Source organism: Cobetia sp. Dlab-2-AX (assembly GCF_024124625.1).
GTDB lineage: Bacteria > Pseudomonadota > Gammaproteobacteria > Pseudomonadales > Halomonadaceae > Cobetia.
Genome location: NZ_JAMXRV010000001.1, coordinates 132,596 through 157,080, shown reverse-complemented (window position 1 = coordinate 157,080; position 24,485 = coordinate 132,596). Strand labels below are relative to the sequence as shown.

The window sequence follows — 24,485 nt, the reverse complement described above, 5'->3', positions numbered from 1 at the left end:
TGAGGCTCATGAGATGCTGTCAGCAAGATCTTCCCGATAAACAAGAACGCCCCGATCAGCGATGATCGGGGCGTTCTTGTGATGGCGCTCCTGTGATGGCTGATGAGGTGACGACACGCCTCAGCGTGCCATCACCGGGCCACTTACTTGCACAGGGTGTAGCAGGGCACGTAATCGCTGCCCGGCAGTTTCATGCGGCCCTGGGCGACGAAGGAGGTGAGCAGGGCGTCGAGACGCTCCATCAGCTCGGTTTCGGCGGTCAGGCGGAAGGGGCCGTCGCGCTCGATCTCCTCGATGCCTTCCTTCTTGACGTTGCCGGCGACGATGCCCGAGAAGGCGCGACGCAGGTTGGCCGCCAGTTCGTGCACCGGCTGGTTGCGGTGCAGCGCCAGGCCCGACATGTTGGCGTGGGTCGGCGCGAAGGGCTGCTGGAAGTGCGGCGCGATGTGCAGGCGCCAGTTGTAGTAGAAGGCATCCTGATGCTGGCGACGGAATTCCGCCACCTGGTCGATGCCACTGCGCATGGTGCGTGCCACCTCGACCGGATTGTCGATGATGATGCGGTAGCGCGAGCGCGCTTCCTCGCCCAGGGTGTAGGCGATGAACTCGTCGATCTGCTTGAAGTACTCGGCGCTGGACGCCGGGCCGGTGAAGATGACCGGGAACGGCAGCTCGCTGTTATCCGGGTGCAGCAGAACGCCGAGCAGATAGAGAATCTCTTCGGCGGTGCCCACGCCGCCCGGGAAGACGATGATGCCATGTGCGGTGCGCACGAAGGCTTCAAGGCGCTTCTCGATGTCCGGCATGATGATCAGTTCATTGACGATCGGGTTGGGCGATTCCGCGGCGATGATGCCCGGCTCCGAGATGCCCAGATAGCGGCCTTCCTTGCGACGCTGCTTGGCGTGCGCGACGTTGGCGCCCTTCATCGGGCCCTTCATGGCGCCCGGGCCACACCCGGTGCAGATGTCGAGGTCACGCAGGCCGAGGTGGTAACCCACGTCCTTGGTGTACTCGTATTCCTCACGGTTGATGGAGTGCCCGCCCCAGCAGGTGACCAGACTCGGCTCACGCGAGGACTTCAGCGCCCCGGCGTTGCGCAGGATATGGAACACCGCATTGGTGGTGCCTTCGGTGGTCGTGAGATCGAAACGCGGGGTGTTCTGAATCTCGTTGGCCACATAGACGATGTCACGCAACACGCTGGAGAGATGCTCGCGAATGCCGCGGATCATCTTGCCGTCGACGAAGGCATCGCCGGGGGCGTTGTCGAGCTTGAGGCGAATGCCACGGTCCTGCTGCAGCACCTCGATCTCGAAATTCTTGTGTGCGTTGAGCACCGCGACGCTGTCATCTGTCTGGCTGCCGCAGTTGAGCACGGCCAGCGCACAGCGGCGCAGGATGTCGTGCAACCCGTTGGAGGAGGTGTCTCGCAGGCGATTGACCTCATCCTGGGAGAGCACTTCCAGGCTGCCTTCCGGCGAGATGATGGTCGAGACCAGCATGGAGCTGGCATCACGTGAATAGGTCGTCGCTTCGCTGGTGACAGAATTCATGACTGTCTTCCTTGTGTCAGGCGCCCACGGTGGTCTGGGCGCGTTTCCGGGCTTCTGCCCAGAGTTCAGCAATGCGCTCGCGGTCGTCCACGCTCATGCTGTCCTGGGCAAAGGCGTGCTGCATCCACTCTTCAAAGGTGGCGTCAAAGTCTTCCGCAACCACATCCTCGGGATTGTAATCGGCGTTTTCCAGCACCAGTTCCACCTGGGGAATCATGTACCCCAGCGGGAACAGGTCATTTTCGGCACACTCGCTTTCCATGGCGAGCAGCGCCTTGTGAATGGCTTCGCCGCGTGCAGCCAGAGCATCAGACATCTAAAGCATCTCGTGTTTCGGGCCAGTCCGAAGATTGGCCAGGACAGGGGTAAAGCGCCGGGCCCTGGCGCGTCATCGTGACGTTGAACACGGCAGACGCAGCCAGGGTGGCAGCTGGCATTGTCCATGATGCTAACACGCGAGAGTGGCGGGGCGCAGCGCTGCGCATGGCGGCCAGCTCTGGTAGAATCATCTGCTTTGCGGGTCGGTGGCACCTGTGCTGACATGGCAGTTGCGTCATGCAGGTCGTCGCCGGCAACACGATGCGCCGAGTCGCGTCCCCCGTTCGTGAGTGGTCAGTGCCTTCATGTTCAACGCCCAGTATTTTCGTACCTTCATCACACTGGTGGAGACCGGCAGCTTTACCCATACCGCGCGCAAGCTGGAGATGACCCAGCCCGGCGTCAGCCAGCATATTCGCAAGCTGGAGCAGTATCTGGGCCGCTCGCTGCTCAATCGCCAGGGACGCAAGTTCTCGCTGACCGCAGCGGGGCGTCGCTGCTATGACTACTCCATCAAGCTGTTCGCCGAGCACACCCAGTTCATGCACTCGCTAGATGATGACTCCCCGGACAGTGGCGAATGTCGCGTGGCCAGTCCCTCAAGCGTCGGGCTGATGTTCTACCCGTTCACGCTGGGCTATCAGCAGCAGCATCCGGGGCTGACGGTCAGCTACAGCTTCGCCTTCAATTCCGAGATCGTGCAGGACGTGCTGGCGGGTCGTTTCGACCTGGGCATCGTCACCGAGCCGGTCAAGCATCCGGACCTGAACTTCGAGCTGTGGCATCAGGAGCCGCTGTGCCTGGTGGTGCCCGCCGACTTCGCCGGCAACAGTCTCAACGAGCTGATGGCGCTGGGCTTCATGAATTACGCCGATGGCGTCAACAATGCCAGTGCCTTGCTGCGTGAGAACTTCGCCGGCGAATTCCGCTCCATGAGTCACTTCCCCCAGCAGGGTTTCACCAACGACATCGGCATGGTGCTGGACGCCGTGGCGCGCGGCCTGGGCTTCACCGTCGTCTCGCGCACGGTGCTGGAGACCTCGCCGTGGCAGCGTCAGGTGCGCGAGATGCCGCTGACCGAAGCCGTCTACGAGAACCTCTACATCGTCACGCGTGACAATGCCGAGGTGCCGCGCCGCTACGAGCAGCTGCTGGGTGAATTCCGCCTGCAGCGTCGCAATACGCTCTACGGCTACGCCGATGCGCCGGAAAGCTTCGACAACATGGACTTCGACAGCATGGTGTAATGCCTCGCGTCCATTGTCTGCGCCTTTCGAAAGCCCGCTCTTCATGAGCGGGCTTTTTCGTATCTCGCCGCCGTCATGTGCGCCGAGTGTTGCGTCGCCCTTTGTGCACCGCCGGGTTCCAGCCGCTGCCACCGTCTTGCGACCAAGGCCTGATGCGGGGGCGGCGTACTGCGTGGGATGCTGAAAGCCAGTGCCTGGTTATTACAGCCTTGGCTATTTCAGGCTTGGCTAGGTCTGCGCCTTGCCAGTGCCTTGTTTGCTCATTTCGTGGTGTCTTGCCCTTCAGGAGGTTCTGCCGTCGTGTCTTCATCCGGTTCTCGCTCCAGTGTCACGCCCCATGTTCCGCCAGCCTCCCCATCTCCCGAAGCAGCAGCTGCATCAAGCGAGGTCTTCTCGCTGCTGGCGCGCATGGAGGTCGGCGAGCTGACCCCGGAGCAGCACGCCGAGATCGCGCGCCGCTGCCGTTGGCCTGACTGGCAGTCGCGCCAGATGAGCGCCAGCCAGGCCGCCGAATTGATTCACGATGGCATGACGGTGGGCATGAGCGGCTTCACGCGGGCGGGAGAGGCCAAGGCCCTGCCGCTGGCGCTGGTCGAGAAGGCACGTCGCGAGCCGTTCTCCATCACGCTGATGACCGGCGCCTCGCTGGGCAATGACCTCGACGGCCAGATGGCGGATGCCCACATGTTGGCGCGGCGCATGCCGTTTCAGGTCGACCCGGTGCTGCGCCGCGCCATCAACGCCGGCGAAGTGATGTTCATGGACCAGCACCTGTCCGAGACGGTGGAGCTGCTGCGCAACCACCAGCTGAGCGACATGGACATCGCGGTGATCGAGGCCAGTGCCATCACCGTCGATGGCGGCATCGTGCCGACCACCTCGGTGGGCAACTCGGCCAGCTATGCGATTCTCGCCGACAAGGTGATCATCGAGCTCAATCTCGAGTCGCCGGCGGCGCTTGAAGGGTTGCACGACATCTATATTCCGCAGATGCGCCCCAGTCGGCAGCCGATTCCGGTGGTCGCGCCGGATTCGCGCATCGGCACGCCCTACATCCCCATCGACCCCGCCAGAATCGCGGCCATCGTGCTGACCCGCGGCAGTGACAGCCCCTCGACCTGCACGCCGCCGGATGACGGCACCGAGCGCATGGCCGACCATCTGGTCGAGCTGCTCAAGCAGGAAGTCGCGCTGGGGCGCCTGACGCCGGCACTGCTGCCGCTGCAGGCGGGCATCGGCAGCATGGCCAACGCGGTGATGAGTGGCTTGAAGGAAGGGCCCTTCGAGCACCTGACCATGTACTCGGAGGTGTTGCAGGATTCCACCTTCGATCTGCTGGATGCCGGCAAGCTCGATTTCGCCTCCGGCTCCTCCATCACGGTCACCGAGGAGCGTGGCCGCACGCTGTGGAAGGACCTCGAGCGCTATCGTGATCGCCTGATCCTGCGCCCGCAGGAGCTGTCCAACCATCCCGGTATCGTGCGGCGCCTTGGCGTGATCGCGGTCAATACGGCGCTGGAATTCGATATCTACGGCAACGTCAATTCCACCCACGTCTGCGGCACGCGGATGATGAATGGTATCGGCGGTTCCGGCGATTTCGCGCGCAATGCCCAGCTGTCGGTGTTCATCACCAAATCACTGGCCAAGGGCGGTGATATCTCGAGCGTGGTGCCGTTCGCCAGCCACGTGGACCACACCGAGCGCGATGTCGATATCCTGGTCACCGAGCATGGGCTGGCGGACCTGCGCGGTCTGGCGCCACGCGAGCGGGCGGTGCAGGTGATCGAGAACTGCTCGGACCCGAGCTATCGCCCTGCGCTGCGCGCCTACTTCGAACAGGCGTGCCAGCGTGGCGGCCACACGCCACATTGTCTGGAGCAGGCGCTGAGCTGGCATCGCGAGGTAGAGGTGAAAGGGCATATGCGCGCCATGCGCACGCTACCCGAGACAAGCCCGAGCCTTGAAGGAGCGGCCCCATCGGTGCCGGACGCCACTGCCTGAGACAGCACATCAGGCCGGGCAGTAATGACAGACAATAAAGACGAGCGCTGGCAGGCGGCCTACTGATCTAGGCCGTTTTCCAGGCGCTCGTCTTCGCATTCGGGGCTACCCATCTCGTAATCGCGGCACAGCTGCGGGCGCCGGTCGTAGATGGTGCACATCAGCGTTTCGCGGTCGACGGCGGCACACCAGCCATCGTCGAGACGACGCATGATTTCGCCGCCCCATTCATCCTCGTCGATCAGGTAGTCCGGCACGCCGGTATCAGTGAGCAGAATGACCTCAAGCCGGCAGCAACAGGCCTGGCAATTGCTGCAGGCGATCTCGTGATTGGCAGGTGTCGCAGCACCGGCAGTGGCCGGCGAGACGTTGGTAATCGGAATATTCATCGGGTCAGGGTCAGCCACAGTGAGTCAGGCGCCAATATCGGCACGCTTCAGCCGGCAGTGAAACACACTCACGAACGGATTACTTGTAGACCTTGTCGATGCCTTTCCAGTAAGTTTCGGGATCACGATCGCGCGTCATGTCATACAGCTGATAGCGGCGGTTGAGGCGTGCGCCACCATCACGGGTCAGCGGTGCCCAGGCAAAGCCGGTGCTGCCCTTGCTGGAGGTGGTGAAGAAGGCATCCAGCGGTATGCTGACGTAGAGTCCCTTGTCGAAGCTACCCTCGCCGTAGTCATCGCCGGCATCGGTCAGGGTCGCCCAGGCACCGACGCTGACTCCGTTGGAGAAGCTGCGCGACAGGTCCAGCGTCGCGCCGACATCGCCGGCCAGATAACGCCCCACCGAGCCCTTGACCAGCACATCGTGCCAGCCGGACTGCCAGTAGGCGGTGGCGTGGCCGGTGGTGACCGAGTAGTCACGCAGGCCGAATTGCTGGTCGAACTCGCGCTGGCGGACGCGGTTGATGTCCAGCCCCAGCGCCAGCGAGCTGTTCATCGGGCGATAGAGCAGCTCGGCACCGACCCCGGCGTACATCATCTCGAGAATTCCGCCGTAGGCCTGGGCGTACCAGTCGCGCCCGAACTGGTGGGTGCGGTTGTACTGCAGGCTGGTGATGCCCAGATCGGTTTCCTTGATGTATTCCCCGACATAGGTGCGCACGCGCGGCAACTCGGAATCGGCGATGTACTCGTAGTTGTCGAAGTTGTCGGCAAGCTGATAGGTCGCCACGCCGGTGAACCAGCCATTGCGGTCGGTGCGCCACAGGGCGTCCAGCTGCAGGTTGAGCTGATAGAGGTAGCCATCGGGGCCGCCGAAATTCTGCTTGAGGCTCGGCGAGAAGCCCCAGCTGAAACCGAACGGCTCGCGCGCCAGCTTGACGCCATCCCCTGTCGCCTGGCGTGTCGCTTCGTCGGAGCTATGAGGCGAGGCAGCATGGGCGGTGATGGAGTGCTCGTATTCGGCGCCGAAGCGACGGTCATTGGCGGCGGCCACGAAGGGCTGGCGCGGATGCTCATCTTCGCGCAGCGCCAGACCATTGCTGCTCAGGCGATAGCGGAAGGTGGTGATCTCGGCGGGCAGGCGGTTGTGCAGCACGCGGTTGGCGCGGCCTTCGGCCTGCAGGTCATCGCGGAAGCGCGTCGCCTCGGCCTCGACGATCAGGGTATCGCCATCGACCCGCAGCTGTGACACCTCAAGGCCGCTCTGGGCACGCAGGGTATCGGCCAGCGCGTCCCAGTCCACGTCGGCAAGACGCGGGAGATCGTCTGCCTGCGGGCCGTCAGTCGCGCTCGGCCCGAGCGGGGAGTCTGCGGGCGCGCCGCCGAACGAGTCGAGGGTCAGCAGGCGGCCTTGTTGATCCTTGTTCGCTGACGGCTTCTTACTTGCTGAAGGCTCTTCATGCGCTGAAGGCTCTCCATGGGCTGAAGGCTCTCTGTTCGCTGAAGGCTCTTCATGGGCTGACGGCTCTGCTACCACGCCTGCCGGTCGGGTAGCGCTGGCGGTGGGGGCGGAGGACGCTGTGCCGTGTGAGGCGTTCGCGTTGAGCGAACGCACGCGGAAGGCCTCGGGTGTCTGGTCGTTGCGATAACGGCCATGGGGGCTGGGAGCGACCGCTTCCGGCGTGCCGTCGTCCTTGGCCTGGGCGAGCCCGGCCAGATTGGTCGACAGCGACAGCCCCAGCATGGCGGTGTTGCCTCGCTCCCAGCCGCCATGCAGCGACAGGTTGTCATTGACCTTGACGGTCGCACCCAGATTGACCGGCGAGTCCTGCTCGATCTCCACCGTCAGTGGCTCGTCGGAGTAGTCGTTGCCTTCGTATTCCAGCATCAGGGTCAGCGGGTCCCAGGGCGTCTGGTATTCGATGCCACCGAAGACGGCCGGGCTACCACTGAACATGCTGCCGAGCTGGAAGTCGCCGCCGTCATCGCTGGTCGAGTCACTGCGCGTCTCGAGGCTGCTTCTCACCACTGCCAGCGGATTGCTGAAGTCGCCGCGCGTGCCCAGATAGCCCCAGCCGAGGCCAAGGCTGAAGTCGAGGTCGCCGTAGCGTTTGCTGGCGACCAGATACTCGGAGCTGAACAGGCCCGTACCGCCGAGATCTCGCAGGCCCACCGCGATTTCGGGCTGATAGCGGCCTTCTTCCATCAGACGGAACTTGGTGTCGAAGGATTTATCCAGGTAGTCGCGGTCCGGGGCGGCCGCGCCGTAGCTGACGGTTTCCACCGAGACATAGCGAAAGCCCAGCTCCATCCAGTCGAAGGGCGCCGCGTTGACGCTGAAGCGCTTGTAGGGCTGGGTGCGGCTGTAGGTGAAGCTCAATTCGCCCTGGGGCGCAAAACGCGCCGTGGGCGTCTGCATCAGACCCACGCCACCGAAGTCGCTCTGGGATTCGCCGGTCGCCGCATGGGCGATCTGCGCACCCAGCAATCCGCCCGCCATGCCGAGTGCCAGCCAGCCATTGCGTGCCAGGGCAGGGCGCTGCTCGGGGCTTGAGTGCGTAACGTGATTGGCAGGGCGAAAAGGACTCGACATGGGCGTCTCGCATGCACGCAAGCCAGCGGCTCACGTACGTGAATAAGGGGTTGGGTTCGCGATCAGGCGCAGTGTGCTGCGCCGGGGCAGTCTCGCCGGCTAGCGCGGGGGCGTCGAAAGCTTCGCGGCGTCCAGCTGCCAGCTCTGGCAGGCATCGCCCGGCAGGCGGCTGGCAAGCCAGGCCGGTAGCGCCTCGTTCACCCACTGCTGCGCGGTATCGATGCCTGGCGTGCTGATCACCACGCTGGCGCCGGGGGCGACGGGCAGGTCGGCGTCGCCGCTGGTCAGACGATTCCAGCTCGCCACCGGGCGGGTCAGCACCTGGCCCTGCGGCGTCACGAGGCTGACCTCGACGGCTGGCCCGATGCCGCCGGCAGCGGCGCGCTCGTCGATCAGTGCATCCAGGCTGAGATTCGGCATCCACTTGCGCTCATGAACGCCGGTGGCGTCCAGAATCACCACGCTGCGTGGCGCCTGGCAGGCACCGACCACCATGCCCGGGGCGATGCGAATCGCCTGCGGGCCATCGCGCATGTCGCGGCGCGGGTCGAGCTGACCCGGCAGGCGTGCCACCACGGCGTCAGTATCTGGCGAGTGGGTGCCTGACGCGCGGCCCTGCTCGACATAGGCCTGCCAGGCCTGCAATGCCTCGGCATAACGCGCTTGCGGGCTGTCTTCCTTCGCGCCGACGGCGTAGCGCGCCGCGATCAGTTCGAGCTCGGCGCTGACGCGGTTGGCTCGCGCGGCCATCTGCTGGCGAATCAGCGGCGTGCTGACGAAGCTGTAGCGCCAATCCAGCGCTTTGGATGGCGCCAGGCCATCCCATTGCGCCTGCAGCACCTGGCTGGCCAGCGGCGTGCTCGCGGCGCTGAACGGCAGCGGGGTGTCATCAGCGCTCGACAGGGGCGCGGCCAGCAGTGCGCTCAGTGCGAGCGGCAGCAGGAGGGTGGCGCTGTTCATACGGGCCAGTGATGATAGACGGGCCAGCGACGAGAGGACGGGGCTCACCATGCCTTGGCGACCTCCCAACCGAACCGCGGGCCATCGGGCCAGGCTGTCATGTCGGCCGCCCAGACGCGATTCTCGTCACGCCACAGGTCATTGCGCGTGGTGCTGCCGTCGTCCCAGCTCAGAATCTCGCGGCAGTGCTGCAGCGGCAGTTCTGCCAGCGGCAGCGAATAGGGGGCGGCGGTCTCGCATTCGAGTCGCGCCGTGGCCTCGTGTACCTGCATCACGGCGACGTCGTCCTGGCGCTGGCTGCCGGTGGAGGCGGCATCATGACGCTCCAGCCGACGCGGGTAGGGGGACAGCGCACTGACACTGACCTGATAGGTCGTGCCACTGGCCATCAACCAGGCCGGACGCGCCAGAGCGCGCCCGGTAGTACTTTGCTCACGCCTGTCTGCCACATCACGCGCAAAGCCTGAAGTGGCGGACAGGACGCCATCGCGCAATTCGAGGATGCCGCGGTCGCGACTCTCGAAACGCGCGATGCGCCCATTGCCTTCCAGCGTCGCCAGAACCACCAGCGCGGTGCTGTTGGCATGCTTCAGCTTGAGAGAGGCATAGGGCAGCTCGCTGGCACGTGTGGCGTCAAACTCGTCCTTGCCCATCACATCACCGAGCGAACTCGAGACGATCTGGGCACAGCCGGAAAGCGACACCAGGCACGCGAGGGTACCGAATGCCGCCAACGACCTGCTGCGCAGAGCACGGGAGACCACCGAGGTAGCCGCCGTGCCCCGCGCAGGGCTTGAGAACGTGAATCGTTGCGTCGCACGTGCCGTCTTCATCAGCGAGTCCCGGTTGAACCAGTGGTGCCGGTTGTCCCGGTGGTACCGGTCGTGCCGGTGCCGCCGCCGACGGTGCCGGTGGCCGCACCTGCAGCGACGCTGCCGCTGCTGGCGCTCGGCGTCACGCTGCCGGTGGCATTCTGGCTGGCAGTGCCGGTGCCGGCTGCGCTACCTGTCGGCACAGTGCCGGTAGTCCCAGTCGTGCCGGTAGTCCCAGTGGTGCCAGTCGTGCCGGTAGTCCCAGTGGTGCCAGTCGTGCCGGTAGTCCCAGTCGTACCGGTCGCACCCTGAGGCGCTTCTTCTTCCGCGATGGCATTGCCAGCGAGAAGCAGGGCACCTGTCAGGCCGATGATGGCTCCCAGATGTGTCTTGCGCATGGATAACTCTCCTTGATGAGCATTGTCGGCGGTCAGCCGACCAGGGAGGGATGTCAGACCACGATGGGATGACTCAAGGACTGAGGCATCGGCGTCGAGGCTGCCAGCAGATGCTGGCGATCATCCAACCTGCTGCTGAAGATATCGATAGAGGAGAAGAGCGCCGTCCCTGACGCCATCCCTGGCATCCTCCGTGGCGCGACCTCGTCCTGAGGTGTTCCTGTCATGACCGTATTCCCTGGTCATGTGCTTGCCGAAATTCATCGTTGCGCCTTGCTGTCTGCGCCTGACGGGCCTGTGAGGTATCAGCCGCCGAGCGGTTGATTCAGGAAGTCCTTCTCCGCACGGAGACAAGGCCGATAAGTCACGGCAAAGCGAGGCTCATGTTAACGAGAATATGTGAACTGTCTAGCGCGAAGCCTTGCGTATTATTCGCGTTGATGACTTGAGAATTATTTGTGTAAAAAAGAGTAATTGGGGTGTGGATGATTGGCGACGTGACTGTCGATGATCCACCGGGCGCTACGCCAGACGGGGTCCGCGTGGCGACTGGAATCCTGTGGTTGAGTGTGTCGCATTGCCGACGAAACGGGGTTTGAGGTGTCTGTCATCGGCAACGCGTCTTTCGTGGAAGTGGCGACATCGAGCGTACTTGTGGCGCTACAAACCAATGTTTTTATTGGATTTTTGTAACAGGGTGCTGATTGGCGGGAGGCGTGTATCAGGTAAAATGCACGGCAGACAGGGTTTGGTCACCTTGCCAGGAACGCCACGAATGGCGTGATCCAATGCAGGGCGATGCCGCTGCATTGGTGTTACTGATTCATCGGCAAATCCTTTGGCAGCTCCATGGGTCGTGGGCTGTGCTCGAAAGAGGTGTGCCGCATTTCGGTAAAAAAACTACAGAAAGTTTGCTCTGCAATGGTGCTGAAGATATTGCCCAAATGACAGCAAGAGTGGCATGAAGGCCGCCATGCAGAGAGTGGTGTCAGAGCCGCAAGTGGAAAGTAGATTGAATACACCTACCGTCTGAGCATCGTCGGTTGCGGTTCAGGGTCTTGCTTCGTAGATCTTGAACCATGCGCCTACCTTCTGAATGGGGATGACGGCGGGATATGACAAGCCATGTGCGTGATTCATATGGCGGAAATGTCGCGGTAAGCGTTGCGGATCACACTGGCCCAGCGTGAGCGTGAATGAGGTCGCAGCGACCAGTCCTGAGACGCCAGTCGCAAGACACCAGTCACAAGACACCGAGACCGCCAGGGTCCGGAACCCAAATGCACGAGGGCCCACCCTCGGCAGCCGCGTGATTGCCAGGCAAGGCCGGCGACACGCATGACGCAGCAGGAACTGAAGACGTTATCGAATCCATCCCGGCGGCCATGTGCGGCGGGGGAAGGCGCGATGATCATGGCACTGGGGTGCCGGGTCATCGGGCCTGTCGACTCAACGGACTTCAGATGAAAAATGCACTGATAGCACGACTTCTGGGCGCCAGCTTGAGCATCGGCGCCCTCACCGGGCTCGCCGGGTGCGTCTTCGCCCCCGGTGGCAACATCGACTACGACACCAGCGCTGCGCCGGTGGATGACATCGTCGATGTGGAGCCGATCACCTTTGGCCTGATCAAGGCCCAGGCGCGCGCAGACGCCGAATCACGCCAGTCCAGTGGCGATGACAGGCAGCGTCGTGAGCTTGAAAAGGCGCTGGCCCAGGAGCTCAACAGCAGCACGCGCGCCAGTCTGGCACCGGACTATCAGTACCGTGTCGGCCCCGGCGACATCCTGACCATCATCGTCTATGACCATCCCGAGCTGACCCTGCCGACGGGCTCCGAGCGCAGTGCGCAGGAAGCCGGCAACGTCGTGCATGCCGATGGCACGCTGTTCTATCCCTATGTCGGTCGCGTCAAGGTCAGTGGCATGACGCTGGACCAGATTCGCCGTGATCTCGGCGAGAAGCTGCAGCCCTACCTCAATGCGCCGCAGATCGACGTCAAGGTCGCCGCCTTCCGCAGTCAGAAGGTGCGGATTACCGGCGAGGTCCAGTCGCCCGGCGTGCAACCGATCAGCGATGTGCCGCTGAGCCTGCTGGACGCCATCGCGGCGGCGGGCGGTCTGTCCGACGACGCCGATTGGCACAACGTGGTGCTCAAGCGCAATGGCGAAGAGACCACCATTTCCCTCTATGAGCTGCTGGCCGAGCGCAATGGCGCCAATGACGAGGCGGGCGATGATCGCCTGCTCAAGGATGGCGACACCCTCTACGTGCCGGACGTCGGTACCCAGAAGGTGTTCGTGATGGGCGAGGTGGACAAGTCCATCAGCCTGCCGCTGGGCAGAAGCCCGATCTCGCTGACCGATGCCATCGCGCGTGCCGGCGGCATCAAGGAGAACTCCGCCGATGCATCGGGCATCTTCGTCATCCGTCGTGATCGTGAAGACCCCGAGAAGCTGGCCACCGTCTATCAGCTGGATGCGCGCAATTCCACGGCGCTGATTCTGGGCGCGGACTTCGGCCTCAAGCCGCAGGACGTCGTCTATGTGACCGCCGCACCGGTCTCGCGCTGGAACCGTGTGATCACCCAGCTGCTGCCGACGGTGAGTTCCATCTACTACAGCACCGAAATCCAGGACAACCTCGATACCCTCGGCCAGTAAGGCGAGGGGTCGTCAAGGCGTCCCTGCCCGGCACCGCCGTGGCCGGGCAGGACACCAGGAGAGTGACCCAACGATGTCGAACCGCAATTCCCACACCACGCGTCAGGCCTCGGCCAGCGAGTCGTCAAGCGTGCCCGCGCGCACCAGTCTCGATCTCGGCCGCATGCTGGGCCAGCTGTATGACAGCCGTCTGACGCTGGCGCTGATCACCGGCACCTTCACCGTGCTGGCAGTGCTCTACGCGCTGCTGGCCACGCCGATCTACAAGGCCGATGCGCTGGTGCAGGTCGAGGAGAGCGGCGGCAACATGAATCCGCTGCGTGATGTCTCCAGCCTGCTGCGTGGCGAGGCGCCGCCGTCCGAGTCCGAAATCCAGATCATCACCTCACGCCTGGTGCTGGGCGAGACAGTCAAGAAGGAACAGCTGGATCTGGTGGTCAAGCCGTATCAGTACCCGCTGATCGGCACCTTCCTGCGTACCCACGAATTCACGCGTCCGAGCTGGCTTGCCGGGTCCAGCATGGTCTGGGCCGGCGAGTCGATCGACGTGGCAAGCCTCGAAGTGCCGGCGGCCTGGGACGACGTGCCGCTGACGCTCGTGTCGCTGGGAGAGGGCGGTGAGTACGAATTGCAGTACGACGGCGATGCGCTGGGCACCGGTGTGGTCGGCGAAGCCTCACGCTTCGATGGCCCGCTGGGCGAGGTGACGCTCAAGGTCAGTGCACTGGACGCGGCCAGAGGTGCTGAATTCACGCTGATGCATCAGTCGACCCTGGAAGCGACCAATGCGCTGCGTTCTCGCTTCGCGGTGGCCGAGATGGGCAAGGAAACCGGGGTGCTGGGTCTGGCGCTGGTCGGCGAAGACCCGCTGCGCACCCAGCAGACCCTGCAGCGCATCACCGATACCTACCAGCAGCAGAACATCGAACGTCAGTCCGCCGAAGCCGAGAAGTCGCTCGAGTTTCTCAAGAAGCAGGTGCCGACGGTGCGTGAGCGTCTCGAAGTGGCCGAGAACCGTCTCAATGCCTATCGCGGCAAGAGCGATAGCGTGAATCTGGATCTCGAGACCAAGTCGGTGCTCGAGCAGCTGGTCAATATCGACAACCAGATCAACGAGACCCAGCTGGAAGAAGCGGAGCTGTCCGGCAAGTTCAACCCCAGTCACCCCAACTACGTGGCACTGCGCAAGAAGCGTGCGGACCTGCAGCAGACCCGCAAGGAGCTGGAGAAGCAGGTCGGTGATCTTCCGGACACCCAGCAGGAAATCCTGCGTCTGGAGCGTGAAGTCGAGGTCAATCAGCAGATCTACGTGCAGCTGCTCAACAAGACCCAGGAAATGAACATCGCCCAGGCCAGCACCATCGGCAATATCCGCATTCTGGACGAAGCCGTTGCTCAGCCGCATCCGATCAGCCCGCGCAAGGCGATGATCGTGGTGATCGCGACCCTGCTGGGCGGCATGCTCGGGGTGGTCTTCGTGCTGCTGCGCTCCATGCTGCATCGCGGTATCGAGACGCCGTCGGAGCTTTCCGACCTGGGGCTCAATGTCCACGCGACCCTGCCGCTCTCCGAGGAGCAGGCACGCCTCAACCGTCGTCTGGCACGTGGCTTCAAGCGCTTCACCGGTCGGGGTGTCGCCACAGCGGCCAATGACAACGTCGCGTCGGGGCTGCTGGCGATCCGCAACCCGGCGGATCTCTCCATCGAGGGTCTGCGCGGTCTGCGCACCAGCCTGCACTTCGCGATGATGGAAGCCCCCGACAATCGCCTGATGATCTGTGGCCCGAGCCCGGGCATCGGCAAGAGCTTCGTGTCCGCCAACCTGGCCGCCGTCTGCGCCCAGGCCGGCAATCGGGTGCTGGTCATCGATGCCGACATGCGCCGTGGCCATGTCCACCAGAGCATGGCGGGTGTCTCGCCCAGCGACGCCGCGCCGGGCCTGAGCGACTTCCTGCTCGGCAAGGCCGACCGCGACAGCATCGTGCGTCACATCACTGATCCGAGTCTGGCGATGTCCGAGGCCGCTGCTGTGGCGCTTGGCGAAGGGGCGGCCGCCAACGGTGCGCCGAGCAACCTGTGCTACGTGGCGCGCGGTACCACGCCCTCCAACCCGTCGGAGCTGCTGCTGCAGTCACGCTTCAGCGACCTGCTGACGTGGGCCAGCGCCAACTTCGACATGGTCATCGTCGATACGCCGCCGATCCTGGCGGTTACCGATGCGGCCATCGTCGGCAAGCAGTGCGGGGTCAGCGTGATGGTGACGCGCTTCATGCATAACTCGCCCAAGGAAATCGAAGCGGCGCTGGAGCGCTTCGCCTCCAGTGGCGTGCATGTCGATGGCGCGATTCTCAATGCCGTCGAGCGCAAGGCCACCACGACCTACAGCTACGGCTACAGCTATCACGATTATCAGTACCAGGGTGGCGCCAAGGGTTAGCGGCCACTTGCATTAGAGCCCGTGAACCCGATGTCTGAGACTGCGTGCCTCGTTGGCAGTGGGGATCGGCAGTCGAGGCGAGAGCCGGGGCAGTACGGGTGAAGCATCGGGTAGCACGCCGTCGAGCGACGGCACCAGCGGCTCCGAGCGTGATGAACGGAACCACAACACGAACGCAAGCCAAGGGGGTAACGGCATATGAATACCACGACGAACCATGCAAGCTCCGGGCTGGAAGGGCGTCAGCGCCACTCCCGCATGTACGAGCGACTGATGTTCAACTCGCTGTGTCAGGCCATCGTCGGTCTGATTCTGGCAGTGGGTGTCCCGCTGCTGCTGATCAATGGCCTGCGCCCGTGGGTCAGCGAGATGCGCATGCACAGTGTCATCGCCGCCAGCGGCGGCTTCCTGCTCGCCTTGCAGGCGATTCGTCACATGTCGCGCTACCCCGGCGCCAAGGCCTTCGCCTACGTGCTGCCGGCCATCACCATCAGCTATCTGCTGGCGATGAGCGTGCTGATCGCGCTGGATCTGCGCTTCAGCCGCATCGTGCTCGGCAGCTCATGGCTGGCGGCGATGCTGATCTGCTCCATCGGCTTCTGGGCCGAGCAGCGCACCCGCATCCGCAAGCTGGCCGTGGTGCCCTTCGGTGACTATCGCAGCCTGTTCACCACCCGTGGGGCACGCTGGAACCTGATGCGCGCGCCGGACCTGGGCGAAGAGCGCTACAACGGCGTGGTCGCCGATCTGGAAGCCGAGATGCCGGCAGAATGGCAGCGTTTCCTGGCCAACTGCGTGCTGCATCGCATCCCGGTCTATGACGCCAGCGAAGTCCGCGAGTCGCTGACTGGGCGTGTCGAGCTCGATCAGGTGCGTGAGAACAGTTTCGGTCAGCTGGCCCCCAACAGTGAATATGAGCTGTTCAAGCGTCTGTTCGACATGCTGGCCGTGCTCGCCGTGGCGCCGTTCGTGCTGCCGATCTGCCTGGTGACTGCCGTGTTGATCCGCCTCGATTCCCCGGGCGGCGTGTTCTTTGTCCAGGAGCGTGTCGGCCAGGGCGGTCGTCCGTATCGCATGTTCAAGTTCCGCAGCATGTGCCACGACAGCGAGAAGACCGGTGCCCAGTTCGCCCAGGCCAACGACATGCGCGTGACCCGTATTGGTCGCGTGATCCGCAAGACCCGCATCGATGAGCTGCCGCAGTTCATCAACGTGCTCAAGGGCGAGATGAGCCTGATCGGCCCGCGTCCGGAGCAGGTCAAGTTCGTGAATGAATTCGCCGAACAGATTCCGTTCTACAACTACCGTCACGTGGTGCGTCCGGGCATCACCGGCTGGGCGCAGGTCACTCAGGGCTACGCCTCTGACGCCGACGAGACCCGCGAGAAGCTCGAGCACGACTTCTACTACATCAAGCGCTTCTCCGTGTGGCTCGACCTGCTGATCGTCGGCCGTACCATCAAGACCATGCTGACCGGCTTCGGGGCACGCTGAGCATGCTGACCGTCAGTGGCTATTACGTCGGCTTCATGGCCCTGCTGGTGGCAATCCTGCCGCTGGCCGCCAGCGAGCGCACCCGCATGGTGGGTGCCTGGTTGGCCGGTGGGCTGTGTCTGGCGTTCATGGCATTGCGTTACGACGCAGGGTACGACTACTTCTCGTACCGCCAGATGGCCACCTGGCAGGTCGACCTGAGCTTTCTCGAGCCTGCACCTGCTGCCCTGGCACGCATGGCGCGGGCCTGGGGCGAGCCGCAGCTGTTCTTCATCATCACCGCCATTCTCTACGTGTCGTGCTTCGTCTCGGCACTGGTGATGAGCCGTCGCAATCTGGCCTGGTGCCTGCTGTTCTTCGTCTGCCTGCCGCTGATCTATCTGTCGGCCTTCGGCTTCGTGAAGCAGCACGTGGCAATTGCGCTGTTCATGCTCGCGATGGCGTGCCTGGAGCGCGGCATGCGGCTGCCCGCGCTGGTGCTGATGCTCGTCGGCACCAGCTTCCACTACACCCTGGCACTGTATCTGCCCTTGCTGGTGATCTATCCGCTGTTGCGCCGCGCCTACCCGTTCTGGCTCTACCTGGGGCTGCTGCCACTGTGCTTCGTGGCCGGGCCGCTGGCCAAGAGCATTCTCAGTGCGTTGGGCCTCTATGCGCATTATTTCGAGGATTTTTCCGGCGGTGGCGAGAAGCTCTACGTCATCTACCTGTTGATCTGCCTGGGGACTCTGGTGCTGTGGAAGCATTTCCGCCTGTCACTGGACCCCTGGGCCTTCAACCTGATGTTCATCGGCGTGGCGCTCTACACCCTGTTCATCACCTACGGTGAGCATGTGGCACGTGCCAGCTATTATTTTCTGCCGTTCGCCATCTTCGTCATCTGTGACGTGATCGAGCATTTCCGCGACAAGCTGTTGCCCAGCCTGATCAGCGGTGCGCTGATGATGGCGCTGTTCTTCATGTCGCTGAAGGTGGCGGCCGGCAATCAGGACCACGATTTCTTGAACAACTACGAGTTCTATTTCCTGAGCGATGAAGCCCTGGTCGTCGGCAACGGAGGCCAGTCATGAGCGAAGCGCTGATCTTCTCGCTGTTCAATCTGATGGCGCGCGGCCTGTCCTCCGCGGCGGGCCTGCTGCTGGCGCGTGCCGTGGCGCCGGAGGCCTTCGGTGAATACGCGCTGGCGCTCAACTACGCGGTACTGCTGGGCGTACTGGCGCGCATGGGCGGCAACGAGGTGTTGCTGGTCACCCGCGATGGTTCAAGTGGCGCGGCACTGCGCCGCTGGATGGGCGTCGGCATCTCGCTCTACGCCTTGCTGGCGACCGGCTTCGCCGTCGGCATCGCGCCGCTGTTGGGCCTGTCGGCCTTCATCTTCGCCTTCTGTGCGCTGCGCGCCGCGGCGGAGCAGGTCGGCCTGCAGATGATCAACTCGCGTCTGCAGCGTCAGGAGCGTCTGGGGCGCGTCAATCTGATGACGGTGCTGATCTCGCTGGCGGTGGCGATCGCGGTCGCCTGCGCGGCGGGCCCGGCGCTCTATCACCAGGGCGTCGCGCTCGTCACCGGCGCCGAGTTCAGTGCCGAGCTGACCACACCGTCCGGCATGTTCGGCCTGGCGCCGGTGCCGACCTTCGTGACGGTCAGCGCCATCGCGCTGGTCATCGTGATGGCGCTGGGCATGTGGCTGTCGCGTGATGCGGCAGCGGATGCCCGGGCCGATGCCGACGCGGCGGCTGGCCATGAGGGCGTGGGCCAAGAGCGTGCGGGCCAGCGCCGCCTGCCGAGCAAGGCCGATTTCGCGCGCGGTCGCGGCTTTCTCTACAACAACCTGATGTCGTTCGCCTACCTGCAGGCCTGGGTGATTCTGGCCGGGCTTGCCTTTGCGCCCGCTCAGGTGGCCAGTGTCTCGGTGGTGACCTCCATCGTGTTCGCGCTCTATGTCTTCCCCACCAGCCTGTATCGCTACTACCTGCCCAAGCTGACCCATGGCGATGCGCGCCTCAAGGAGTACCTGGTCATCGCCAGTGGCTTCGCGCTGCCGGTGGCGGGAGGGCTGGCGCTGATCGCGCCGTGGCTGGCGGAACACTTCCTGAGCGGCGCCTACCCGCGCCTGACCCTGACGCTGCGCGCCTTCGCGCTGGTCTATCTGGTGCACGCCTTCGTCACCTGCGCCTTCACGCGTCTGGCCGCGCTGCGCCTCAACGGCAAGCGCCTGCTGTGCCAGAGCACCGGCGCCACGCTGGTGGTCGGCGGGGGGCTTGCGATCGCGGCGCTCAATCACTCGCTTGGTAACGCGTCCGGTGACACCGGCAGCTTGCTGGGCGTCGATCTCTACCGCCTTTTCCTGTGTGTGCCGGTCGCCGCCGAAGTGGTGATGCTGGCGATGGCGATCCTCTTCCAGCCATCACTGTCCCGTGGTGGCAAGGCACACGAAGACAACGCTGCGGCGAGTGCCTGACCAGGCTTCACGCGCGCAGCAGGAATCGGAAGGTCAGCATCTGTGACTTCCGGTTGATGACATGACGGCGATGCCGGGCATTCAGACACAGCCCTCAGGCATCGCGCGTTCCGAATCGCGACATTACGGACAGAAGGACGAACAGCATGGCCAAGATATGCATGACGCACGGATGGCATGACGACAACAAGGGCGACTCCGCCATCCTGATGGGCACCATCGACTTTCTCGATCAGCTGATCGATGCCGAACAGGGCCGCAGCGATGTCTCCGGCGCCGGTGTGGCCAAGGCCGAAGGCCACCGCATCGACATCCTGCCCATCGATGATCAGGTGTTCGCCACCGAGCGTGGACCCTTCCGCCATATCCGTCGCCGCTACCGTGAACGCGTCACCGTCGGCCAGCCGCTGATGCCGCCGATGCGTGACAAGCTGCGCTTCGTGAGCTCGCTGCTCGGCCTGGGCGCCAGGATGATGTTCGGCAAGCAGGGCAAGAGTGGCAACGACATCATCGACGCCGCAGACCTGGTGGTCGTCAAGGGCGGTCATATCTTCCACAACGGCAGCTTCAAGAAGACGCTGTCCTCGTGGCTGGCACTGATCGGCTATCTGGCGCCGGTGATGCTGGCCCGCAAGGCCGGCAAGCGCGTGCTTCTGCTGGGTCATTCCTTCGGCCCGTTCAAGACCCCGGCCCAGGAGCGCTTCTTCCTGCGCACCCTGAGCGATTGCCTGGTGGTCTCGCGTGAGGAAATCACCCACGCCATGACCCAGAAGGCCGACCCGAAGCTGCCGCATGCGCTGCTGGGCACCGACATGGCCTTTGCCATGGCCCCGCGTGCCAGTGACGAGCATGCCAAGGTGAAGGCGCCGAATGGCATGGCCTCGCCGTACGCCGTGATCACCCTGCGCGACTGGTGGGGCCTGGATCAGCAAGCCTTCGCCGAGCGTGTCGAGGTGCTGTCGCGCTCACTGCTGGAATCCCGCGAGCGTCTGGGCATCGAGCGCCTGCTGGTGGTCCCGCACGTGCTGGGCCCGACCGATATCGAGAATGACCAGCGCATCTCCCGGCTGGTGTTCGATCATCTGCAGAAGGCCTTGGCCACGGCGGGCGGTGAAGACCTCGCCAAGCGCATCGAGCTGGTGCAGGGCGACCCGAGCCCGGATGCGCTGGTCGATCTCTACCGCGATGCCCGGTTCCTGGTCGGTACCCGCTTCCACTCGGTGATCTTCGCGCTGATGTCCGGCACGCCGGTCTATGCGCTGTCCTACTGCGGGCCCAAGGCGCCGGGGATCATGCGTGACTTCGGGCTCGGCGACAGCGTGCAGGACATCGAGAACTTCGACCCGGCGCGCATCGTGGCCGATATCGAGGCGCTGGTCGCCGACAAGGCCTTCCCGGCGCTGGCCGAGCGCGTCATCGCCGAGAAGCTGGCGATCACCGCCGACATCACGCGTGACTTCCTGCGCCGTGCACCGGGACGTGCCGGTGTCTGGGGCCAGCGTGAACTGAAGCTCAATGATGCTGCCTTCCCGACGCCGGCGACACCCAGGTCAACCACCCCTGAGGCGGCCGATGACGCGGCGGCCGCTGCCGTGGCCGCGGATGCACCGGCCTCGGAGCACGACACGGCGGACAACGAGCCTGTCGTGCGAGGAGCCTGATATGGCACATGTCGCTCTGTTGATTCAGGACATCAGCGCCTGTGGTGGCGTCGAGAAGGTGATGCATGGTCTGGCGCGGGACCTGAGCGCCAGCCACCGGGTCACGCTGGTCTCGGTGCGCGAAGGCGAGCCCTACTGGGGGCGTCTGGAGGGTGTCGAATATCGCACCCTCGGGCTGCCGGCCACCGGCACGCGCCAGAACTTCCGCCATTGGGTGACGCATCTGCGTCGCCTGATGCTGGAGGCGCGGATCGAGGTGATGGTCAGCGGCTACTTCGCCTTCCATCTGGCGGCGCAGCTGGCGGCACGCGGCACCGGTGGCGTCGATGGTGAGGGGCGCCCGCGTCCGCGCACGCGCATCATCGCCCAGGAGCACAGCGCCTATCATCACGATCGCCGTGCCAAGCGCATCGTCAAGCAGCTGGCCTATCGCCACCTCGATGTGCTGCAGGTGCTCAATGAGGTCGATGCCGAATGCTGGCGTCGCCGCGGCCTCACGCCGACGGTGATTCCCAATTATCTGGATGACCAGCAGGCAGATGAGGCACGCAGCGGCTGCGAGCATCAGGTCGATGTGGTGATGGTCGGGCGACTGGCGCCGATCAAGCGCCTCGATCTGGCGATTCGTGCCTTCGCGGATTCCGGCTACCGTCGCGGTCGCCTGGTGGTGGTCGGTGACGGCCCGGAGCGTGAACGCCTGCTGGCGCTGTGCAACGAGCTGGGCCTGCGCGTCTTCCAGGGCGCCAACGACAGCACGGTGCCTGCCGGCACTCAGGTGCTGTTCACCGGCGCGCTCAGGGATGTCTCCCACGAGCTGCGGCGTGCACGCCTGTTGCTGCTGACCTCGGAGCGCGAATGCCTGCCGATGAACGTGATCGAGGCCAAGCGTGAGGGGCTGCCGTGCCTGTCACGCCCGGTGCGTTCCGGCCCGCTGGCGCTGATCGAGCATGGCCGTGACGGGATGCTCAGCGCGGAGCCGGATGGCAGTCAGGATGCCGCCATCATCGCGGAGCTTGCCCACGAGCTGGCGCGCCTCGAGTTCGATGACGAGCTTCTGCTGCGTCTCTCAACCGGTGCCTGGCAGAGCTTTGACCGCTACAGCGCACACGCGGTGCTGCCGCAATATCAGCGTCTGATCTCGCGTCTCGCGCCGCCGACGCCCGGCGATGCGGCGACTACCGGGCAGGCGCGTCAGGACTCATCCGCCGACACGCGCCCAGACACACACTCGCGTCGCGTTCAGCGACAGCCGCTTGAGGAGAAGGCCCATGGCTGATGTCTCCGTCATCATGCCCAACTACGGCTATGACCGCCGCCTGCACGCCGCCGTCGACTCGGTACTGGCCCAGAGCGAGCCGGTACGCGAGATCCTGATCAGCGACGATGCCTCGCCGGATGGTGCCGCCAGTCGTCTGCGTGACGACTTCGCGGCGCTGGACACCGCTGGCATCGAGATCCGCGTGCTGGAAACCGACACCAACGGTGGCCCGGGCCGGGCACGCAACCGTGCCATCGCCGAGGCCAAGGGCCGCTACATCGCCTTTCTGGATGCCGACGATGCCTGGCTGCCCGAGAAGATCGAACGCCAGATCGCCTTCATGCAGGACACCGGCGCCGGGCTTTCCTACACCGGCTACGAGATGGTCGATGAGCAGGGCGAGCACGTCTCGTACTTCGCGCCGCCCGAGCGCCTGACGCGTGACGACATGCTGCGCTCCAACTCCATCGGCTGCCTGACCGCCATCTATGACGCCGGTCGCTACGGGCGCTTCTACATGCCGACGATCCGCAAGCGTCAGGACCTGGCGCTGTGGCTGATCATCATCGGTCAGCTGGGCCCGGCGCAGGGCATGCCGGAACCGCTGGCGCGCTATACGCGTCGCGAGAGCAGCGTGTCGTCCAACAAGTTCAAGGCCGCCGCCTATCAGTGGCGTCTGTATCGTGAGGTGCTGGGGATGGATGTGATCAGTGCCAGTCGCAACTTTGTCCATTACGCGGTGAACGGTTATGCAAAACATCGTTGAACAGGATGTCGCGGCATCCGCGACACCTTCCACCGAGTCCACGGCGGCTTCCCGCCATGCCGATGCAAGCGCGCAGCCGACCCTCGACTCGCGCCCGCGCGTGTTGGTCGGGGCACGCCAGGTGGATGACAGCGCGCGTCGCCAGGTGCCGGAGCTGACCTTCCTGATCTCGACCCTGGATGACGGCCTCTACAGCGTGCCGCGTCATGATGCGCTGCCCGGGGCGCGCTTCTTGATCGTGCATCAGCTGTCAGACCCCGCGAGCCGCGAGCAATATCGCGAATACGCGCTGGCCAATTTCGATAGCCGTTTCGAGTACCTGGCGATCGACGGGCGGGGGCTGTCGAAGAGTCGCAACACGGCGCTGGCCGCCTGTGCCACGCGCTACGCCTATGTGCTGGATGACGACATCGAGCTGCATCCCCAGGCAGTCGCGCTGGTGATGGAAGCCTTCACCTGCACCGAAGCGGCTGCGATCAGCTTCCCCCACGTCAAGGCCTTCCCATTGCATGAGCGGGACCCGGACCGGCCCGCGCCGCCGGTGTCCTTCAAGACCCACAGCCTGTTGTCACTGGCGCGCGTGCGCTCGGTCGACATGGCGCTGGATCTCTGCCAGTTCCATGCACGCTTCGATGAGCAGTTCGGCCTGGGCACCGATCAGCCCTCCGGCGAGGAGTTCATCGTGCTGAGCGATGCACGTCGTCAGGGTGCGCGTCTGATGCGAGCCAATCTGGGCATCGTCGCTCATGCGGGGGTCACCTCCGGCAGCGATTTCTACAGCACGCCGGCCAAGGCGCGCACCAAGGGGCGCATGTTTGCCCGCGCCACCGGCAGTCGTTTCTCGCCGTTGTCATTGGCCTTTTTCCTGCGCAAGGCGCCGGTCGCCATGAAGCATGGCCACCTGGCGACCTTCGCGAAGCATTACTTTCGCTGATGACTGCCGCGCCGCTGATGGCTCTCATTGACTGACGGTTCTGATTTGATGATGACTCTAGCGCGAAGGCATGGCCATCCATGAGATGGCCATTGCCGCCCGGGTAGTCAATTGATCAAGTGGCATATCAGGGAAGTTGCGGCAGGCAGGATCAGAAAGATAAGTCACAAGTTAGATAGGGTCATGTTTTGGATCATATTGCGCCCGACAGGATGACTTTTCACGAAGTTGCTTTATAACAGAGCCACACTTCGGGCAGCGATGATTGCCCATCACTGACTCAAGCGGCGCGTCTTTTCCCTGCGAGCTACCTGCAGTCTACCTGCAATCACCTGCGAGCCTTCTGGCCCGTGGGTTGGGTAACCTCGCGCCGCTGTCACGAAATATCGCTGTTCAATGGGGGTGAATCCACTTGCACAGGACATTGTCGGCATTTCATTTTCGGCCAATGAAGGCGGGAAATTCCGCCTTGGAAGACATCTCTTGAGAGAGACCCGAGGGAAACCCGAGGGAGTCATGAGGGAGTCTTGAGGGAAC

18 protein-coding genes are annotated in these 24,485 nt (G+C 64.0%); 11 read left to right on the top strand and 7 right to left on the bottom strand.

Annotated elements, in window-relative coordinates; genetic code table 11:
• Window positions 1-143: 143 nt before the first annotated feature.
• Window positions 144-1,556 carry a nucleotide 5'-monophosphate nucleosidase PpnN gene (gene ppnN, locus NH396_RS00660; RefSeq protein ID WP_290441656.1) on the bottom strand — a complete coding sequence of 471 codons (1,413 nt, stop codon included), beginning with the start codon at window positions 1,554-1,556 and terminating at the stop codon, window positions 144-146.
• A gap of 16 nt (window positions 1,557-1,572) precedes the next feature.
• The gene (locus tag NH396_RS00655) at window positions 1,573-1,872 is read right to left on the bottom strand and encodes a hypothetical protein (protein ID WP_253060915.1); all 300 of its coding nucleotides are present in this window, start codon (window positions 1,870-1,872) and stop codon (window positions 1,573-1,575) included.
• A gap of 307 nt (window positions 1,873-2,179) precedes the next feature.
• On the opposite strand from NH396_RS00655, the gene NH396_RS00650 reads away from it, so the two are divergent.
• The gene (locus NH396_RS00650; protein WP_043334148.1) at window positions 2,180-3,121 is read left to right on the top strand and encodes a LysR family transcriptional regulator; all 942 of its coding nucleotides are present in this window, start codon (window positions 2,180-2,182) and stop codon (window positions 3,119-3,121) included.
• A gap of 408 nt (window positions 3,122-3,529) precedes the next feature.
• Window positions 3,530-5,125, top strand: coding sequence for an acetyl-CoA hydrolase/transferase family protein (locus NH396_RS00645; protein ID WP_290441670.1), 1,596 nt, complete (start codon window positions 3,530-3,532; stop codon window positions 5,123-5,125).
• A gap of 59 nt (window positions 5,126-5,184) precedes the next feature.
• Here NH396_RS00645 and NH396_RS00640 read toward each other — a convergent pair whose 3' ends face one another.
• The 5 genes from NH396_RS00640 to NH396_RS00620 all read right to left on the bottom strand — a co-directional run bounded on the left by NH396_RS00640 (window position 5,185) and on the right by NH396_RS00620 (window position 10,277).
• Window positions 5,185-5,514: a YkgJ family cysteine cluster protein gene (locus tag NH396_RS00640; protein WP_253060911.1), complete on the bottom strand. Its 330-nt coding sequence runs from the start codon at window positions 5,512-5,514 to the stop codon at window positions 5,185-5,187.
• A 79-nt stretch (window positions 5,515-5,593) separates the two neighbouring features.
• The gene (locus tag NH396_RS00635; protein WP_253060909.1) at window positions 5,594-8,107 is read right to left on the bottom strand and encodes a YjbH domain-containing protein; all 2,514 of its coding nucleotides are present in this window, start codon (window positions 8,105-8,107) and stop codon (window positions 5,594-5,596) included.
• Between the two features lie 99 nt (window positions 8,108-8,206).
• Window positions 8,207-9,118 carry a hypothetical protein gene (locus NH396_RS00630; RefSeq protein ID WP_253060907.1) on the bottom strand — a complete coding sequence of 304 codons (912 nt, stop codon included), beginning with the start codon at window positions 9,116-9,118 and terminating at the stop codon, window positions 8,207-8,209.
• Window positions 9,112-9,900 carry a YjbF family lipoprotein gene (locus NH396_RS00625; protein ID WP_253060905.1) on the bottom strand — a complete coding sequence of 263 codons (789 nt, stop codon included), beginning with the start codon at window positions 9,898-9,900 and terminating at the stop codon, window positions 9,112-9,114. Before NH396_RS00625 ends, NH396_RS00630 begins: the two co-directional genes overlap by 7 nt.
• The gene (locus NH396_RS00620) at window positions 9,900-10,277 is read right to left on the bottom strand and encodes a hypothetical protein (protein ID WP_253060904.1); all 378 of its coding nucleotides are present in this window, start codon (window positions 10,275-10,277) and stop codon (window positions 9,900-9,902) included. Before NH396_RS00620 ends, NH396_RS00625 begins: the two co-directional genes overlap by 1 nt.
• A 1,463-nt stretch (window positions 10,278-11,740) precedes the next feature.
• Here NH396_RS00620 and NH396_RS00615 point away from each other — a divergent pair.
• The 9 genes from NH396_RS00615 to NH396_RS00575 all read left to right on the top strand — a co-directional run bounded on the left by NH396_RS00615 (window position 11,741) and on the right by NH396_RS00575 (window position 23,948).
• Window positions 11,741-12,940: a polysaccharide export protein gene (locus tag NH396_RS00615; protein WP_253060903.1), complete on the top strand. Its 1,200-nt coding sequence runs from the start codon at window positions 11,741-11,743 to the stop codon at window positions 12,938-12,940.
• A 73-nt stretch (window positions 12,941-13,013) separates the two neighbouring features.
• Window positions 13,014-15,377 (top strand): GNVR domain-containing protein, encoded by a 2,364-nt coding sequence (locus tag NH396_RS00610; protein WP_253060902.1) that lies wholly within the window; start codon window positions 13,014-13,016, stop codon window positions 15,375-15,377.
• A 198-nt stretch (window positions 15,378-15,575) separates the two neighbouring features.
• Window positions 15,576-16,871: a sugar transferase gene (locus NH396_RS00605; RefSeq protein WP_054556262.1), complete on the top strand. Its 1,296-nt coding sequence runs from the start codon at window positions 15,576-15,578 to the stop codon at window positions 16,869-16,871.
• Between the two features lie 2 nt (window positions 16,872-16,873).
• A complete protein-coding gene (locus tag NH396_RS00600) occupies window positions 16,874-17,941 on the top strand; it encodes an EpsG family protein (RefSeq protein ID WP_253060901.1) in 1,068 nt (355 codons plus the stop codon).
• Window positions 17,938-19,329: a hypothetical protein gene (locus NH396_RS00595; RefSeq protein WP_253060900.1), complete on the top strand. Its 1,392-nt coding sequence runs from the start codon at window positions 17,938-17,940 to the stop codon at window positions 19,327-19,329. The genes NH396_RS00600 and NH396_RS00595 overlap by 4 nt, the downstream gene beginning before the upstream one ends.
• Window positions 19,330-19,490: 161 nt before the next feature.
• Window positions 19,491-20,990, top strand: a complete 1,500-nt coding sequence (locus tag NH396_RS00590) for a polysaccharide pyruvyl transferase family protein (RefSeq protein ID WP_253060899.1) — start codon at window positions 19,491-19,493, stop codon at window positions 20,988-20,990.
• Window position 20,991: 1 nt separating this feature from the next.
• The gene (locus NH396_RS00585; RefSeq protein WP_253060898.1) at window positions 20,992-22,266 is read left to right on the top strand and encodes a glycosyltransferase; all 1,275 of its coding nucleotides are present in this window, start codon (window positions 20,992-20,994) and stop codon (window positions 22,264-22,266) included.
• A complete protein-coding gene (locus NH396_RS00580) occupies window positions 22,259-23,014 on the top strand; it encodes a glycosyltransferase family 2 protein (protein ID WP_253060897.1) in 756 nt (251 codons plus the stop codon). Before NH396_RS00585 ends, NH396_RS00580 begins: the two co-directional genes overlap by 8 nt.
• On the top strand, window positions 22,998-23,948 hold the full coding sequence (locus NH396_RS00575; protein WP_253060895.1) for a glycosyltransferase family A protein: 951 nt from the start codon (window positions 22,998-23,000) through the stop codon (window positions 23,946-23,948). Before NH396_RS00580 ends, NH396_RS00575 begins: the two co-directional genes overlap by 17 nt.
• Window positions 23,949-24,485 lie beyond the last annotated feature (537 nt).